Source organism: Saccharopolyspora sp. ID03-671, assembly GCF_045278815.1.
Lineage (GTDB): Bacteria > Actinomycetota > Actinomycetes > Mycobacteriales > Pseudonocardiaceae > Saccharopolyspora > Saccharopolyspora ipomoeae.
Genome location: NZ_CP134054.1, coordinates 5,842,312 through 5,858,073, shown reverse-complemented (window position 1 = coordinate 5,858,073; position 15,762 = coordinate 5,842,312). Strand labels below are relative to the sequence as shown.

Annotated in this window: 15 protein-coding genes and 1 pseudogene; 1 reads left to right on the top strand and 15 read right to left on the bottom strand. The window is 69.6% G+C overall.

Annotated features, from left to right (window positions below):
* Nucleotides 1-104: 104 nt before the first annotated feature.
* From REH65_RS27160 to REH65_RS27100, 13 genes and pseudogenes are all read right to left on the bottom strand, one after another.
* On the bottom strand, nucleotides 105-770 hold the full coding sequence (locus REH65_RS27160) for a TrkA family potassium uptake protein (RefSeq protein ID WP_281453709.1): 666 nt from the start codon (nucleotides 768-770) through the stop codon (nucleotides 105-107).
* A complete protein-coding gene (locus REH65_RS27155) occupies nucleotides 763-2,121 on the bottom strand; it encodes a TrkH family potassium uptake protein (RefSeq protein ID WP_406689661.1) in 1,359 nt (452 codons plus the stop codon). Before REH65_RS27155 ends, REH65_RS27160 begins: the two co-directional genes overlap by 8 nt.
* 26 nt (nucleotides 2,122-2,147) lie before the next feature.
* Nucleotides 2,148-2,621 carry a ribonuclease E activity regulator RraA gene (rraA, locus tag REH65_RS27150; RefSeq protein WP_281453711.1) on the bottom strand — a complete coding sequence of 158 codons (474 nt, stop codon included), beginning with the start codon at nucleotides 2,619-2,621 and terminating at the stop codon, nucleotides 2,148-2,150.
* Nucleotides 2,622-2,972: 351 nt separating this feature from the next.
* On the bottom strand, nucleotides 2,973-3,317 hold the full coding sequence (locus REH65_RS27145; protein ID WP_281453712.1) for an RNA polymerase-binding protein RbpA: 345 nt from the start codon (nucleotides 3,315-3,317) through the stop codon (nucleotides 2,973-2,975).
* Nucleotides 3,318-3,373: 56 nt separating this feature from the next.
* A complete protein-coding gene (secG, locus tag REH65_RS27140) occupies nucleotides 3,374-3,607 on the bottom strand; it encodes a preprotein translocase subunit SecG (RefSeq protein ID WP_281453713.1) in 234 nt (77 codons plus the stop codon).
* Between the two features lie 210 nt (nucleotides 3,608-3,817).
* On the bottom strand, nucleotides 3,818-4,603 hold the full coding sequence (gene tpiA, locus REH65_RS27135; RefSeq protein ID WP_281453714.1) for a triose-phosphate isomerase: 786 nt from the start codon (nucleotides 4,601-4,603) through the stop codon (nucleotides 3,818-3,820).
* Entirely contained in the window at nucleotides 4,603-5,805 is a 1,203-nt protein-coding gene (locus REH65_RS27130; RefSeq protein ID WP_406689660.1) for a phosphoglycerate kinase, read from the bottom strand. The genes tpiA and REH65_RS27130 overlap by 1 nt, the downstream gene beginning before the upstream one ends.
* Before the next feature lie 253 nt (nucleotides 5,806-6,058).
* A complete protein-coding gene (gene gap / locus REH65_RS27125) occupies nucleotides 6,059-7,069 on the bottom strand; it encodes a type I glyceraldehyde-3-phosphate dehydrogenase (RefSeq protein WP_093423841.1) in 1,011 nt (336 codons plus the stop codon).
* Between the two features lie 444 nt (nucleotides 7,070-7,513).
* Nucleotides 7,514-8,500, bottom strand: coding sequence for a DNA-binding protein WhiA (gene whiA / locus REH65_RS27120; protein ID WP_093423839.1), 987 nt, complete (start codon nucleotides 8,498-8,500; stop codon nucleotides 7,514-7,516).
* Nucleotides 8,491-9,447: a uridine diphosphate-N-acetylglucosamine-binding protein YvcK gene (gene yvcK / locus REH65_RS27115; RefSeq protein WP_406693252.1), complete on the bottom strand. Its 957-nt coding sequence runs from the start codon at nucleotides 9,445-9,447 to the stop codon at nucleotides 8,491-8,493. The genes whiA and yvcK overlap by 10 nt, the downstream gene beginning before the upstream one ends.
* A 23-nt stretch (nucleotides 9,448-9,470) precedes the next feature.
* Nucleotides 9,471-10,349 carry an RNase adapter RapZ gene (gene rapZ / locus REH65_RS27110; protein ID WP_406689659.1) on the bottom strand — a complete coding sequence of 293 codons (879 nt, stop codon included), beginning with the start codon at nucleotides 10,347-10,349 and terminating at the stop codon, nucleotides 9,471-9,473.
* Nucleotides 10,342-12,015, bottom strand: a complete 1,674-nt coding sequence (gene uvrC / locus REH65_RS27105; protein WP_406689658.1) for an excinuclease ABC subunit UvrC — start codon at nucleotides 12,013-12,015, stop codon at nucleotides 10,342-10,344. Before uvrC ends, rapZ begins: the two co-directional genes overlap by 8 nt.
* A gap of 115 nt (nucleotides 12,016-12,130) precedes the next feature.
* Nucleotides 12,131-12,247 (bottom strand): annotated as a pseudogene (locus tag REH65_RS27100) (hypothetical protein); the annotation flags it as partial.
* Nucleotides 12,248-12,471: 224 nt separating this feature from the next.
* Here REH65_RS27100 and REH65_RS27095 point away from each other — a divergent pair.
* Nucleotides 12,472-13,440, top strand: coding sequence for an MBL fold metallo-hydrolase (locus REH65_RS27095; protein WP_281453718.1), 969 nt, complete (start codon nucleotides 12,472-12,474; stop codon nucleotides 13,438-13,440).
* 83 nt (nucleotides 13,441-13,523) lie between these two features.
* Here REH65_RS27095 and REH65_RS27090 read toward each other — a convergent pair whose 3' ends face one another.
* Nucleotides 13,524-14,603: a glycoside hydrolase family 172 protein gene (locus REH65_RS27090; protein WP_281453719.1), complete on the bottom strand. Its 1,080-nt coding sequence runs from the start codon at nucleotides 14,601-14,603 to the stop codon at nucleotides 13,524-13,526.
* A gap of 76 nt (nucleotides 14,604-14,679) precedes the next feature.
* Nucleotides 14,680-15,702, bottom strand: coding sequence for a dihydroorotate dehydrogenase (locus tag REH65_RS27085; RefSeq protein WP_406689657.1), 1,023 nt, complete (start codon nucleotides 15,700-15,702; stop codon nucleotides 14,680-14,682).
* Nucleotides 15,703-15,762: the final 60 nt, after the last annotated feature.

Below are 15,762 nucleotides of genomic sequence, written 5' to 3'. Positions count from 1 at the left end.
GTGTATTGGACATACATCAGGAGTGGCGCCCGGAGTCCACGGAGCCGCTCAGGTTCTGCTACCCGCACCGCCAAGCAGAGCAACCACTGGAACAGGTCCGGGAGTCAGGTCCGCTCGGCGAAGGCCTCCACCTGGGCGGTGGTCCCGGCGACGACGAGGGTGTCGCCCTGGCCCACGGGGGTGTCGGCGGTGGCGTAGGTGAAGTCCTCACCGGGGCGCTTGATGCCGACGACCGTGACGCCGTACTTGGAGCGCAGCTTGAGCTCGCCGAGGGTGGTGCCGACCGCTTCGGCGGGGGCGTGGGTCTTGACCAGCGCGTAGTGCTCGGCGAGTTCGATGTAGTCGAGCATCCGGCCGTTGACGAGGTGCGCGACCCGCTCCCCCATCTCGTGCTCGGGCAGCACCACGTGGTGCGCGCCGACGCGTTCGAGGATGCGGCCGTGCTGCCTGCTGGTGGCCTTGGCCCAGATGTGCGGGATGCCGAAGTCGGCCAGCAGCGACGTGGTGAGGATGCTGGCCTCCAGGTCGGTGCCGATGGCGACGACGGCCCGCTTGAACTGGTGCACGCCGAGCTGGCGCAGGCTCTCGGGGTCGGTGCTGTCGGCGACGGCGGTGTGGGTGAGCTCGTCGGCGTGGCGCTGGACCTCGGCGGGTCGCGAGTCCAGCGCGAGCACCTCGGAGCCGCGCCGCACCAGCTCGGCGGCCAGCGAGCTGCCGAACCGGCCGAGGCCGATGACCACGATCTGGTTGGTGTCGTCGTTCTTAGCCAACGATGGGTCGCTCCTCCGGTAGTTCGTAGCGGCGGGCGCGTTCGCGCAGGGCGAGCGCGGACGCCAGGGTGATCGGCCCGAGCCTGCCGATGAACATCAGCAGCACCAGCAGTATCTGCCCGAAGGCCGGCAGCTGTGCGGTGATCCCGGTGGACAGCCCGACGGTCGCGAACGCCGAGATGGCCTCGAAGAGCACCTGGTCGAGCCCGAACGGGCTGATGGCCAGCAGGACGAGAACGGTCAGCATCACCACGGCGACGCCGAGCAGCACGATGGTGAGCGCCTGCCGCTGCACGAGTTCGGGCAGCCGCCTGCCCATCACGTGCACGGTGGGTTCGCCGCGGATCTCGGCGAGGATCACGAACGCCAGCAGGGCGAAGGTGGTGACCTTGATGCCGCCCGCGGTACCGGCGCTGCCACCGCCGATGAACATCAGGATGTCCTGCAGCAGCAGCGTCCCGGGGTGGAAGGCCGCGACATCGAGGCTGTTGAAACCGGCGGTGCGCGGCATGACGCCGGTCGAGAACCCGGCGAGCAGCTTGGCGGGCCAGGACATCGGGCCGAGCGTCCCGGGATTGCTCCACTCGGCCAGCGTGGTGCCGACGGCGCCGACGACCAGCAGCAGCGCGGTGGCCAGCAGGGTGACCCGGGCGTGCATGGTCCAGCGGCGCGAGCTGCGCAGGTGGCGCAGGATCTCCACCCACACGGGGAAGCCGAGCCCACCGGCGATCACCGCGAAGCAGATCGGCAGGATGAACCACGGGTCGGTGGCGAAGGAGATGAGGTTGTCGCTGCGCAGCGCGAACCCGGCGTTGTTGAACGCCGAGATCGCGTGGAAGACGCCGTCGTAGATCGCGCGGCCGAGCGGTTCCCGGTAGCCGATGAGCAGCCGCGCGGTCAGCAGCACGGCCACGACCAGCTCGAACAGCAGGCTCAGCCCGATCACGCGGGTGACCATGCGCCGCACGTCGCCCAGCCCGAGCGACTTGGTCTCGGCTTGGGCGGTCAGCCGCATCCGCAGCCCGAAGCGGCGGAACATGAGCAGGCTCAGCAGCGACGCGACGGTCATGATGCCGAGGCCGCCGAGCTGGATGAGCCCGAGGATGATCAGCTCGCCCGCGGTGGAGAAGTAGGTGGGCGTGTCCACCACGATCAGGCCGGTCACGCACACCGCGGAGGTGGCGGTGAACAGGGCCGGGAGCAGCGCCGTCGGCTCACCGCTCTCGGCGGAGAACGGCATCATCAGCAGAACGGTGCCGACCGCGATGAGGGCTGCGAAGCCCAGCACGATCGGCACCGATGGGCGCCGCGCCGCGGCGGCGAACCCGCGCTCGAAAGCAGAGGCGCTCACACGAGCACCCTACTTCGCGGGGCTGATCAGGGTTCGCTGACCACCACGACGCCGTCGCTGTCGGCGTAGACGTACTCACCGGGCACGAACTTCACACCGCCGAGCTCGACGACCTCGTCCAGGACGCCTTCCCCGGTCTTGGTGGACTTGCGCGGGTTGGTCCCGAGCGCCTTCACCCCGAACTCCATGCCCCCGATGACGGCGGAGTCGCGGATGGCCCCGTTGACGATGATCCCGCTCCACCCGTTCGACCGCCCCAGCTCGGCGATGATGTCGCCGACCAGAGCGGAGTGGAGGGACCCGGCCCCGTCGATGACCAGCACTGCCCCTTCACCGGGCGAGGACAGCGTCTCCTTCAGCAGCGCGTTGTCCTGGAAGCAGGTGACGGTCCGAATCCGCCCCTCGAAGGCCACCACACCCCCGAAGTCCCGGAACTGCACGTCACAGCTCCGCACCTCCGGCCCTTCCCGATCAGCCAGATCAGCAGTAGCCACACCCATCAAGAACCTCCAAGAACGAGAGACGAGAAGACACTACCCACCAGTAATAAAAGAAGCCAAGAGACAAACCCCACCGACGAACGTCAGGCAACCGGCGAAGCCGGTTTCTCATTACCCCACCTGAGCAACCGGCACCGCCGCGGGTTCTGAGCGGCTCTCTGGGGAGGACAGCCGACACGCCGTGTTTGGCATACATAAGTCTCGGATCCCGGAGCCAGAGAGTCGCTCAGGTTCCGCTTCCGGCACCGCCAAGCAAAGAGACCACTGAGCAGTGTCACTAAACAGGACCAAAAGCAAAAACCGGGCCCGGAGGAACTAAGTCCCGCCAAGACCCGGCTTTCACAGGAAAAACTAACGCCCCTTGCGTTCGCGGAGCTTGGCCAGCGCTTCGTCCAGGATCTTCATCCCGTCCTCATCACTGCGCCGCTCCTTCACGTACGCGAGATGGCTCTTGTAGGGCTCGTTGCGCCGTGCCGACGGAGGGTTGGTCTCGTCCCGGCCTGCGGGCAGTCCGCAGCGCGGGCAGTCCCACTCCTCCGGCACCTCGGCGTCGAGCGCGAACGACGGCGTGCTGTGGTGCGCGTTGGCGCACCAGTAGTCGATCCGCTTCCGCGGGGCTGCTTCGCCCCGCTCGTTCTCCCCTACTGCGGGGCCCGATCCCACACGAGTGCCGCGAATGGCATTACCGCCAGTCATCCATCCTCACCCACCAAGCGGCCCGGGGTTGATCGACCGTCCCGTGCTGAGGCCGATCAACCGATCTTGATCAACAGGCCGACGCCGACGATGGAGATGACCCACAGCGCGATGACGAACAGCGTCATCCGGTCGAGGTTCTTCTCCGCCACGCTGGAGCCGGCCAGGTTGGACTGCATACCGCCGCCGAACAGCGAGGAGAGTCCGCCCCCCTTGGCCCGGTGCAGCAGGACAAGCAGCACCAGCAGGACACTCGTCACGATCAACATGATCTGCAGGAAAAGAGTCATATCGTCCTCGTTCGCACAGCGGTTCGCAACCTAGAGTACCGGCCCGCCGACCCCCAGTTGACCAGTCCACCCACTTACGCACCGAGGTTCTCACACGCCGACCTCGGTTTCTGCGGCGGGCGACAACCGGACACCGGAATTCTCGACGCGGAATTCACCCGAAACGACGAGAGGGCGCCACCGGGACCGGTGACGCCCTCTCGCTGCGGGTCACGGGATCGGGCCGCCCGCGGCCATCGCGGAGAGCTTGGCGAACTCGTCGGCGTTGAGGCTGGCCCCGCCGACCAGCGCGCCGTCGACGTCGGTCTGGCCGACCAGCTCGCCGATGTTGCTGGACTTCACCGAGCCGCCGTAGAGCACGCGGATCTCGTCGGCGATCTCCTTGCCGTACTTCTCCTCCAGCGCCTTGCGCAGCGCGCCGCAGACCTCCTGGGCGTCGGCGGCGGTGGCCACCTTGCCGGTGCCGATGGCCCACACGGGCTCGTAGGCGATGACGGCCTTGCGGACCTGCTCGGCCTTGAGGCCCTTGAGCCCGTCGATGAGCTGGGTGGTGCAGTGCTCGACGTGGCCGCCGGCCTCGCGGACGTCGAGGGCCTCGCCGACGCACAGGATGGGCGTCATCTCGTTCTTGAGGACCTGGCGGACCTTCTTGTTGACGATCTCGTCCGTCTCGGCGTGGTACTCGCGCCGCTCGGAGTGGCCGACGACGACGTAGGTGCAGCCGAGCTTGGCCAGCATGGGGCCGGAGACCTCACCGGTGTAGGCACCGGAGTCGTGCTGCGAGATGTCCTGCGCGCCGTGCTTGATCAGCAGCTTGTCGCCGTCGATCAGGGTCTGGACGCTGCGGATGTCGGTGAACGGCGGGATGACCGCCACCTCGACCTTGGCGAAGTACTTCTCCGGCAGCGCGAAGGCGAGCTTCTGCACCAGGGCGATGGCCTCGAGGTGGTTAAGGTTCATCTTCCAGTTGCCGGCGATGAGGGGCTGACGTGCCATCAGGCGTCACCTTCCAGGACCTGAACACCCGGGAGCTCCTTGCCCTCCAGGTACTCCAGCGACGCACCACCGCCGGTGGAGATGTGCGAGAACCCGTCCTCGGGCAGGCCCAGGGTGCGCACGGCCGCGGCCGAGTCGCCGCCGCCGACGACGCTGAAGGCATCGGAGTCGACGATGGCCTGGGCGATGCCGCGAGTGCCCTCGGCGAAGGCCGGGAACTCGAAGACGCCGGCCGGGCCGTTCCAGAACACGGTGCCGGAGCCGCGCAGGACCTCGGCGAACTGCTCGACGCTGCGCGGGCCGATGTCGAGGCCCATCCAGCCGTCGGGGATGGCGTCGGCGTCGACGGTCCGCTTGTCGGCGTCGGCGGCGAAGCGGTCACCGGCGACGATGTCGACGGGCAGCACGATCTTGTCGGCGGCCTCGGCGAGCAGCGCCTTGGTGTTGTCGATCTGGTCTTCCTGCAGCAGCGAGGAGCCGACGCCGTAGCCCTGGGCGGCCAGGAACGTGTAGGCCATGCCGCCGCCGATGAGCAGCTTGTCGACCTTGGGCAGCAGCGCCTTGATCACGCCGAGCTTGTCGGAGACCTTGGAGCCGCCGAGCACGACCGCGTAGGGGCGCTTGGCGTCGCCGGTGAGGGTGCGCAGCACCTCGACCTCGGCGAGCACGAGGCCACCGGCGTAGGCGGGCAGCTTCTTGGCGACGTCGTAGACGGAGGCCTGCTTGCGGTGCACGACGCCGAAGCCGTCGGAGACGAAGGCGGCGTTCTCGCCGACGAGCGCGGCGAGGTCGGCGGCCAGCGCTTCGCGCTCGGCGTCGTCCTTGCTGGTCTCGCGCGCGTCGAAGCGCACGTTCTCCAGCAGCGCGACGTCGCCGTCGGCCAGTCCGCCGACGGTGGACTTGGCGGAGTCGTCGACCAGGTCACCGGCGAGGGACACGTCGGCGTGCAGCAGCTCGCCGAGGCGCCGGGCGACCGGGGCCAGCGAGAACTGCGGGTCGGGCTCGCCCTTGGGGCGGCCGAGGTGGGCGGTCACCACGACCTGCGCACCGGCGGCGCTGAGCTTGGAGATGGTCGGCAGGGAGGCGCGCACCCGGCCGTCGTCGGTGATCGTGTCGCCGTCCAGCGGCACGTTGAGGTCGGCGCGCACCAGGACGCGACGACCGCGGACGCCCTCGGACAGCAGATCGTCGAGGTTCTTCACGCTGCAAACTCCTCGTGAGACGGGAAGACCCGCATGAGCCGGACGAAATCGCTTCGGCTCATGCGGGTCTCCTTGGTCTTTCACCACCCTCGCGACTTGCACCGCCGCGGGTTCTCAGACGTCTTCTGGTGAGGACAGCCGTAGCGCCGTGTATTGGCATACATCAGTCTCGGATCCCGGAGCCAGAAGGCGTCTGAGGTTCCGCTACCCGCACCGCTGCGCAAGCCGAGTGGTGGAATCCAGTTCCCTGGCTTCAGGAAAGCTTCGAGCCCACCAGGTTGACCAGGTCGGCGAGGCGGTTGGAGTAGCCCCACTCGTTGTCGTACCAGCCGACGATCTTGACCTGGTTGCCGATGACCTTGGTCAGCGGCGCGTCGAAGATCGTCGAGTGCGGGTCGGTGACGATGTCGCTGGAGACGATCGGGTCCTCGTTGTACTTGAGGATGCCCTTGAAGGAGCCCTCGGCGGCCGCGGCCTTGAAGGCCTCGTTGACGGACTCGACGGTGGCGTCCTTCTGCACGGTGGCGGTCAGGTCGGTGACCGAGCCGGTCGGCACCGGCACGCGCATCGCGTAGCCGTCGAGCTTGCCGTTGAGCTCCGGGATGACCAGGCCGATGGCCTTGGCGGCACCGGTGCTGGTGGGCACCACGTTGACCGCGGCGCCACGGGCGCGGCGCAGGTCCTTGTGCGGGCCGTCCTGCAGGTTCTGGTCCGCGGTGTAGGCGTGCACCGTGGTCATCAGGCCCTGCTCGATGCCGAAGGTGTCGTTGAGGACCTTCACCATCGGCGCGAGGCAGTTGGTGGTGCAGGAGGCGTTGGAGATGATGGTCTGCGTGCCGTCGTACTTGTCGTCGTTGGCACCCAGCACCACGGTCAGGTCCTCGCCCTTGGCCGGGGCCGAGATGATGACCTTCTTGGCGCCGCCCTCGTCGACGTGCTTGCGGGCGTCGGCGGCGTTGGTGAAGAAGCCGGTGGACTCGACGACGACGTCCACACCCAGGTCGCCCCACGGCAGCTTGCCCGGGTCGCGCTCGGCGAGGATCTTGATGAGCTTGCCGCCCACCTCGATGCCCTCACCGGTGACCTTCACCTCCTGGTCGAGACGACCCAGGATGCTGTCGTACTTGAGCAGGTGCGCCATGGTCGCGACGTCGCCCAGGTCGTTGGCGGCCACGATCTCGATGTCGTGATCGCTGGCGGTCGCCGCACGCCAGAAGTTCCGCCCGATCCGACCGAAGCCGTTGATGCCTACGCGAACGGTCACGCCGATCTCTCCTCGTGACTGACCCGGCCGATGACTTCGGCGGGTGAGTTGATGGTCTCGCGCTCACCCTATCTGCCTCGGCAGACCCCGCACGGGGGCGGTCGCGGGCCGTTGGCACCCGACCGGGCGAGCAGTGCCGAGGATACCCGCGAAACCCGATGTCGGGGGCGTCTTTGCAGTTCAGAAGCCCACGGTCACCCCTGTCGGGATTGCGCCACCGGTGATCGGAATCTCTGCACCGGTTCGGCCGGTTTCAGCCGGTCCGGGGTCACGTTCTCGATGTGCGTCACCTGGGGACAGTTTTAGCGAGAACTGTCCGGACAAAACGGACATTGATCATGGGTGATTCGAGGAAAAACCGTCCCCTGGCAACCAAGTCGAGGAAGCCCGGTCCGGGAGAAAGACGAATCCCCCTCGAAAACGCTTCCGAGGGGGATCCGGTGTTCAGGCTTCGGCTTCGAGCATCTCCGCGGTCACGGCGGACTCCGTGTCCGGCACTCCGAGCTCCCGGGCTCGCTTGTCGGCCATCGCCAGCAGGCGCCTGATCCGGCCTGCCACCGCGTCCTTGGTCATCGGCGGGTCGGCGAGCTGGCCGAGCTCCTCCAGCGACGCCTGCCGGTGGGCCAGCCGCAGCCGCCCGGCGACCGTGAGGTGGTCGGGGGCGTTCGGGCCCAGCAGGTCCAGGGCGCGCTCGACGCGGGCCGCCGAGGCGACCGCCGCGCGGGCCGAGCGGCGCAGGTTGGCGTCGTCGAAGTTGGCCAGCCGGTTGGCGGTGGCCCGCACCTCGCGCCGCATCCGGCGCTCCTCCCAGGACAGCACGCTGGAGTGCGCGCCGAGCCTGGTGAGCAGCGCGCCGATGGCGTCGCCGTCGCGGACCACGACCCGGTCCGCGCCGCGCACCTCGCGCGACTTGGCCGACACGCCGATCCGGCGCGCGGAGCCGACCAGCGCCAGCGCGGCCTCCGGTCCCGGGCAGGTGACCTCCAGCGAGGAGGACCGGCCGGGCTCGGTGAGCGAGCCGTGCGCCAGGAACGCGCCGCGCCAGGCGGCCTCGGAGTCGCAGGCGCCGCCGGAGACCACGTGCGCGGGCAGGCCGCGCACGGGACGGCCGCGCGGGTCGAGCAGCCCGGTCTGCCGGGCCAGTCCCTCGCCGTCCTTGACCACGCGCACCACGTAGCGGGTGCCCTTGCGCAGCCCGCCCGAGGTGATCACGTGCACGTCGGAGTGGTGGCCGAACAGCTCGTGGATCTCCTTGCGCAGCCTGCGCGCGGTGGATCCGCTGTCCAGCTCGGCCTCGACCACCACCCGGCCGGCGACGATGTGCAATCCGCCGGCGAAGCGCAGCAACGACGAGACCTCCGCCCGTCGGCAGCACGTCTTGCTCACCGACAACCGGCTCAACTCGTCCTTGACCGCCGCGGTCATCGCCACTGGTCCCTCCTCCTCTCCAGTGCGGCCCGCAGGCTCGCCGCGAGCGCCTGCGGGTCGTGCCGTCCCGGCACGGCGGGCGCGGCGATCTCATCCAGCAAGGTCTGCGCGCCCAGTCTCGAGGCCGCCGAGCGCAACCGGTCCGGAGTCGGCACCGAGTCCACGTCGGCCAGCACGGCGTCGACCTTCAGCCGGGGCGCGTGTTGCGAGAGTACGTCGAGGTGCTGTTCGGGCGAGAAGCCCGCCGTCTCACCCGGCTGAGGGATGAGGTTGAGCACCACGAAGCGCTTCGCCGAGGTGGTCACCAGGGCCTCGTGCAGCTCCGGGACCAGCAGATGTGGCAGCACGCTGGTGAACCAGGAGCCCGGCCCGAGCAGCACCAGATCGGCGTCGGTGACGGCCTCCACGGCTTGCGGGCACGCGGTCGGCTGATCGTCGGAGTTGGCGTGCAATCGCACCTGTTTCACCCGACCGGGTGTACTCGCGAGGGCGACCTGGCCTCGGATGGTGCGCACCGAGTCCGGATCGGAGTCGAGCCCGACCACGTCGCCGATCATGTCCAGCGGCTCCGTCGACATCGGCAGCACTCGTCCTCGCACACCCAAGAGCCTGCACGCGTGGTCAAGCACCTCCACCGGGTCCTGCAGCACCTCCAGCAGCCCGGCGAGCAGCAGGTTCCCGACGGCGTGCCCGGCCAGCGCCCCGGACCCGCCGAAGCGGTGCTGGAACACCTCCGACCACAGCTGCCCCTCGTCACCGCCATCGGCCAGCGCCGCGAGGGCTTTGCGCAGGTCACCGGGCGGGAGCAGGCCGAGCTCGCGGCGCAGCCTGCCCGACGAGCCGCCGTCGTCGGCGACCGTGACGACGGCCGTGACGTCGGGGGTGATGCGCCGCAGCGCCGACAGCGAGGCCTGCAGGCCGTGCCCGCCGCCCAGCGCCACGACGCGCAGCGGGCGTTCCTCGTGCGAGCCCGTCACTCGCGCCCCAGGTCCCGGTGGACCGTCTTGACCATCATCCCGTCGTCCTCGGCGAGGCGGCGCGCCAGCTCCTCGACCAGCGCGACGCTGCGGTGCTTGCCGCCGGTGCAGCCCAGCGCCAGCGTCAGGTACCGCTTGCCCTCCCGGTGGTAACCGGCGCCGACCAGCCGCAGCAGCTGCTGGTAGCTCTCCATGAACTCCTCGGCGCCCTCCTGGCCGAGCACGTAGTTGCGGACCTCATCGTCGAGGCCGTTGAACTCGCGCAGCTCGGGGATCCAGAACGGGTTGGGCAGGAACCGGCAGTCCATGACCAGGTCGGCGTCCATCGGCAGGCCGTACTTGTAGCCGAAGGACAGCACGGTCACCCGCGTGCGGGTGCTGGCCTCGGTGCCGAAGGCGTCCTCGATCTTGGTGCGCAGCTGGTGCACCGACAGACCGGTGGTGTCCAGCACCAGGTCGGCCTCCGAGCGCAGCCGCGACAGCAGCGAGCGCTCGGCGGCGATGCCGTCGGCCAGCCGGCCGTCGCCCTGCATCGGGTGCCCGCGGCGGACCTGCTCGAAGCGCCGGATCAGCACCTCGTCGGTGGCCTCCAGGAACAGCACCTTCGGCTTGTAGCCGCGGGCGTCGAGGTCCTTGATGACCGAGCCGAGGTCTTCGGTGAAGGCGCGGCTGCGCACGTCCATCACCACCGCGACGCGGGTGATCTGGCCGCTGGAGCGCGCGCCCAGCTCGACCATGGTGGCGATCAGTTCCGGCGGCAGGTTGTCCACCACGAACCAGCCGAGGTCCTCCAGGCACTTGGCCGCGGTGCTGCGGCCCGCTCCGGACAGGCCGCTGACGACGGCGACCTCGATGCCCGAATGCTCGTCACTCACTTTGTTCCCCTTGTTTTCCGGCTGTCCCTTCGGCCAGCGCCGCGTGCACGGTCTCCGCGGTGCTGCGGCCGATCCCGGGTACCGCCACGATGTCCTCGACCGAGGCCTGGCGAAGTCTCTTCACCGAGCCGAAGTGCTTGAGCAGCGCCGCGCGACGAGTCTCGCCGAGACCCGGGATGGAGTCCAATGTGGATCCCGTCATCCGCTTGCCGCGCTTGGCGCGGTGGTAGCTGATGGCGAAGCGATGCGCCTCGTCGCGGACGCGCTGCAGCAGGTACAGGGCCTCGCTGGTGCGCGGCAAGATCACCGGATCGGGGTCGTTGGGCAGCCACACCTCTTCGAGGCGCTTGGCCAGCCCGATCACGGCCACGTCGGTGATGCCCATCTCGGTCAGCGCGTCGGAGGCGACGTTGGCCTGCGGCCCGGCGCCGTCGATGACCAGCAGATTCGGCGGGTAGGCGAACTTCTTCGGCCGCCCGGTCTCCGGGTCGAGCGGGCTGGCGCCCTCCCCCTCCGGAGCGACGTCGTGCGGAGCGGCCTCGCTCGGGGCGGCTTCCTTCGCGGTTTCGCTGAGGTAGCGGGCGAAGCGGCGGCGCACGACCTCGTCGATCGAGCCCACGTCGCCGCCCTCGGCGCCCTCGCGGACCTCGAAGCGCCGGTACTCGGACTTGCGCGGCACGCCGTCCTCGAAGACCACCAGCGAGGCCACCACGTCGCTGCCCTGCACGTGGCTGACGTCGATGCACTCGATCCGCAGCGGCGCGGTGTCCAGGGCGAGGGCTTCCTGCAGCTCCTGCAGCGCCGCCGAGCGCGCGGTGAGGTCACCGGCGCGGCGCAGCTTGTACTGCTGGAACGCCTCCTTGGCGTTGCGCTCCACGGTTTCCATCAGCGCACGCTTATCACCGCGCTGCGGCACGCGCAGGCTGACGCGGCTGCCGCGCAGCTCGCCGAGCCAGCCGGCGATGGTCTCGGAGTCCTCGGGCAGCTCGGGCACCAGCACCTCGCGCGGCACCGGGCTTCCCCCGGCGTCGGCCTGGTCGGCCAGTGCCGCCTGCTCGCCGTAGAACTGGGTGAGGAACTGGGAGGTCAGCGCCGAGGTGTCCATCTGCTCGGCCTTGTCGATCACCCAGCCGCGCTGGCCGCGCACCCGGCCGCCGCGGATGTGGAAGACCTGCACGGCGGCGGCGAGCTCGTCCTCGGCGAAGGCCACCACGTCGGCGTCGGTGCCGTCGCCGAGCACCACGGCCTGCTTCTCCATCGCTCGGCGCAGCGCTTCGAGGTCGTCGCGCAGCCGTGCGGCGCGCTCGAACTCCAGCTCCGCCGAGGCGGCCTGCATCTGCTTGTCGAGCTTGCGCATCAGCTGGTCGGTCTGACCGGCCAGGAAGTCGCAGAAGTCCTCGACGATGCCGCGGTGCTCCTCGGCGCTGACCCGGCCGACGCAGGGGGCCGAGCACTTGCCGATGTAGCCGAGCAGGCACGGGCGACCGATCTGCGAGTGCCGCTTGAACACCCCGGACGAGCAGGTGCGCGCGGGGAACACCCGCAGCAGCAGGTCGAGCGTCTCCCGGATCGCCCAGGCGTGGGCGTAGGGGCCGAAGTAGCGGACGCCTCGCTTGCGCGGGCCGCGGTAGACGTGCAGCCGCGGGTACTCCTCGTGCAGCGTCACCGCCAGCACCGGGTAGGACTTGTCGTCGCGGTAGCGGACGTTGAACTTGGGGTCGTACCTTGATCCAGGAGTACTCCAGCTGCAGCGCCTCGACCTCGGTGCCCACCACCGTCCACACGACTCCGGTGGCGGTGGTGACCATCTGCCGGGTGCGCGGGTGCAGCCCGGCGAGGTCGGCGAAGTACGAGGAAAGCCTGCTGCGCAGGCTCTTCGCCTTGCCGACGTAGATCACGCGCCCGGCGGCGTCGTGGAAGCGGTAGACGCCCGGGGCGTCCGGGATCGTGCCTGGTGCTGGTCGGTAGGTGGACGGGTCGGCCACGCCTCCAGCCTACGTGCGAGCCCCGACGGGCCGCGTCGGCGGCCTCGCACCACGAGCGGTGCGGATCGGTGCACACTGTGATCACGGGTCACTTCAGGTGGCCCCGCGATCCGTCACACGCCGCCGGGAGGTCCGAGTTGAGCTACGCCAACACCAGTCCCGACCGAGGCAACCCCGACCGATCCGCCCCCGACCGCGCTTCGCTCGCCGAAGTCGGCCCCGGTGTGCACGCCTGGCTGCAGCCGGACGGGTCGTGGTGGATCAACAACGCGGGCGCGGTGCTCACCGACGAGGGCATCGTGCTCGTCGACACCTGCGCGACCGCCGAGCGCACCCGGCGCTTCCTCGACGCGGTCCGCGAGGCGGGCTCGGACGCGCCGATCCGCTTCGCGGTCAACACCCACCTGCACGGCGACCACACCCACGGCAACGCGCTGCTGCCGGACTCCACCGTCCTCATCGGACACGCCGCGACCCGGGACGGCATCCTGGCCGACACGCTGCTGCAGCAGCCGCCGCCGGTGTGGGAACCCGTGCCGCGGTGGGAGATCAGCGAGCACCGCGCCCCGTCGGTGGTGCTGCGCGACTCGCTGACGCTGCACCTGGGCGAGCGCGCGATCGAGCTGCACCACCCGGGTTTTCCCGCCCACACCCCCGGCGACGTCGTGGCCTGGGTGCCGGATGCGGCGGTGCTGTTCAGCGGCGACCTGCTGTTCCACGGCGTGACGCCGCTGGTGTTCATGGGCTCGGTGGAGGGCGCGCTGAAGTCGCTGGAGTGGCTGGCCGGATTCCGGCCCACGGCGGTGGTCCCGGGGCACGGGCCGACGCTTCCGGGCTCGGCGCTCCCCCGCGTCCTGGAGGACCACGCCCGCTACTACCGCTTCGTCCTCAACACCGCCCGCAAGGGGCGCATCGACGGCCTCGGCCCGCTGGAAGCCGCGCAGCGCTGCGACCTCGGCGAGTTCGCAAACTGGCCGGACGCCGAGCGCATCGTGCTCAACCTGCACCGCGCCTACGCCGAAGCCGACGACCGCGACGTGGACCTCGCAGCGGCCTTCACCGACGCGGTCACCTACAACGGCGGCCCCCTCACCACCCACGTCTGACCCGGCCCCCGGGCCCACCGGGTCGCACGATCTCAATGGAGATCAGGGATCCGATTTCCATTGAAATCGTGCGACCTCCGGTGTCAGAGGGGACGCGGGATGCGGTCCTGGACCGGGGCGAGGGTGACCGGCAGGGCCGGGAGGGTCTGGTACCAGTAGGCCGTCGAGGAGACGTCGTCGGAGCGCTTGTTGGCGTGCCCGTGCTCGATGGTGGCCTTGATCGAGCGGTCGAAGACGATCGGGTCCTCGACGTGGAAGCGGTAGTAGGACACCTGGCCGCTCCAGTTCTCCCCACCGGGCATGGTGATCCCGTGGTACGGCCCGTGGAACTCCTGGTTCGGGCACCAGGCGGTGTTGAAGTAGTCCTCGGTGCCGGTGCCGTGCAGCCGCGGCGGCCAGGGCTCGCCGTCGATGAAGAACATGTCGTCGCCCTCGCCGTACCAGTTCCACTCGCCGGTCTCGCGCAGGTTGTGCACGTTGAGGACGGTGCCGACGTAGTGGCCGCGCCCCTCGGCCTCCAGCATCACGAAGTTGCCCGCGCCGTCGGTGTTGTGGCCGCCGAAGAGGAACTCCTCGTTGGTCTGGTCGCCCTGCGGCACGCCGTCGGTGGGGTTCTGCCGCCTCCACTGCGCGTGGAAGTAGGCCAGCTCCGGGTCGGGTTCGGGGTAGCTCTCGTAGTCGACGTAGAAGTAGAACGTCACCGGTTTGACGCTCATCTCGCTGATCAGCTCGACCCGCGCACGACCGGCGAAGGGCATCGCGAACCAGCAGTTGAAGCCCTTGCCGTCCTGCGGGCTCATCTGCAGCGGCGCGGAGCTGAAGTTGACGCTGCGGGCGTGCCCGACGCCGAAGAAGTCGCCCAGGGGCACCAGCACCGCCGGGTGCGGCTGGTCGTCCCAGGTGATCCGCAGGACGAGCCTGCGCAGGTAGTCGGCCTCCAGCTCGGCGGGCTCGCCGACGTGGTCGAGCGCGACGGTGCACCAGATGTGCGTGATCACCCCGGGCCCGGGGATGTCGGCGAGCACCCGGGTCTCACCCGGCATCACGCGCACGTTGTCCTGGTTGCCACCGGAGGTGTCCCAGCTGGAAGCCCTGCCGCGACGCGTCGCCCGCAGTCGCGGCAGGTCCCTCAGACTGCTCCCGAAATCCCCGTAACCGGCCACAACGGCCTCCCCAGTCGGCAGACATCAGTGTCGTTGATCACTGTCTACCATCCCGGGCGCGCCTGTCGCCCCGGTTTCACCGAGCCGGGTGCGTGTAGTTCTCGATGCGTCGCAACAGGTTCCGGATGCGGGCGCCGTAGATCGGCGAGAGGGCGTAGCCCGGGTAGCTGGCGAACCAGCTGGCGCTGCCCAGGCTCACCGCGTCGGCACCGGCCCAGAAGTACTCGCGGCAGTCGTCGAAGCTGCGGATGCCGCCGGTGGCGATGATCGGCAGCGTCACGTCGGCGTCGCGCAGCTCCTTGACCACCCGCAGCCCGATCGGCTTGATCGCGCGGCCGGACAGCCCGCCGAAACCGTTCTTGAGCAGCGGCGTCCCGGTCTCGGGGTCCAGCCGCAGGCCCTTGACGGTGTTGATCGCGGTCAGCGCGGAGACGCCGTGCTCGGCGGCCAGCCGCGCGTGGGCGACGTAGTCGTAGTCGGGCGAGAGCTTGAGGATGACCGGGTGGTTGCTGCGCGGCACGGCCTCGGCCAGCACGCCCTCGATGATCTGGTTGAAGTCGAAGTTGACGTTGTGGCAGGAGACGTTGAACTCCAGCGCGGCGATCTCGCCTGCGGGCACGGCCTCGTTGACCTTGTCGACCAGGGTCACGAACTCCTCGGCGGAGAAGCCGCCGATCGACATGATCGTGTTCTGCGAGCGGGTGCGCGGGTAGTAGTCGCGCAGGTAGGCGTCGATGCCGACGTTGCACCAGCCGAAGGCGTTGAGCCAGCCGCCGTCGACCTGCCGCAGGGCCTGGCCGTAGCGCTTGAGCAGGCCGGGCAGCTCGCGCAGCTCCCAGTCGTCCTTGGTGGTGAAGTGGCCTTCGCGGGGTTCGACGGTGACGGTGCGGGTGGTGACGGCGCCGAAGCGCTCCAGCGGCACGAAGTTCGAGATCGGGCTCATGCCGTAGGGGATGACCTTGTTGTTGGCCACGCCGTAGCCGAGCAGGCTGGACGAGGTGACCAGGCGGTTGCGGAGCCGGATGTCGCCCAGCCGCACACCGGGCTCGGCGCTCTCGTCCCGCACCAGATGAAGGTTGCGCTCCTGGGCCACGCTCACGATTCCTCCTACTGCACCCCGTCGACCGGCCGCCGTCCATTGTCCCCCACGACGGGGCCC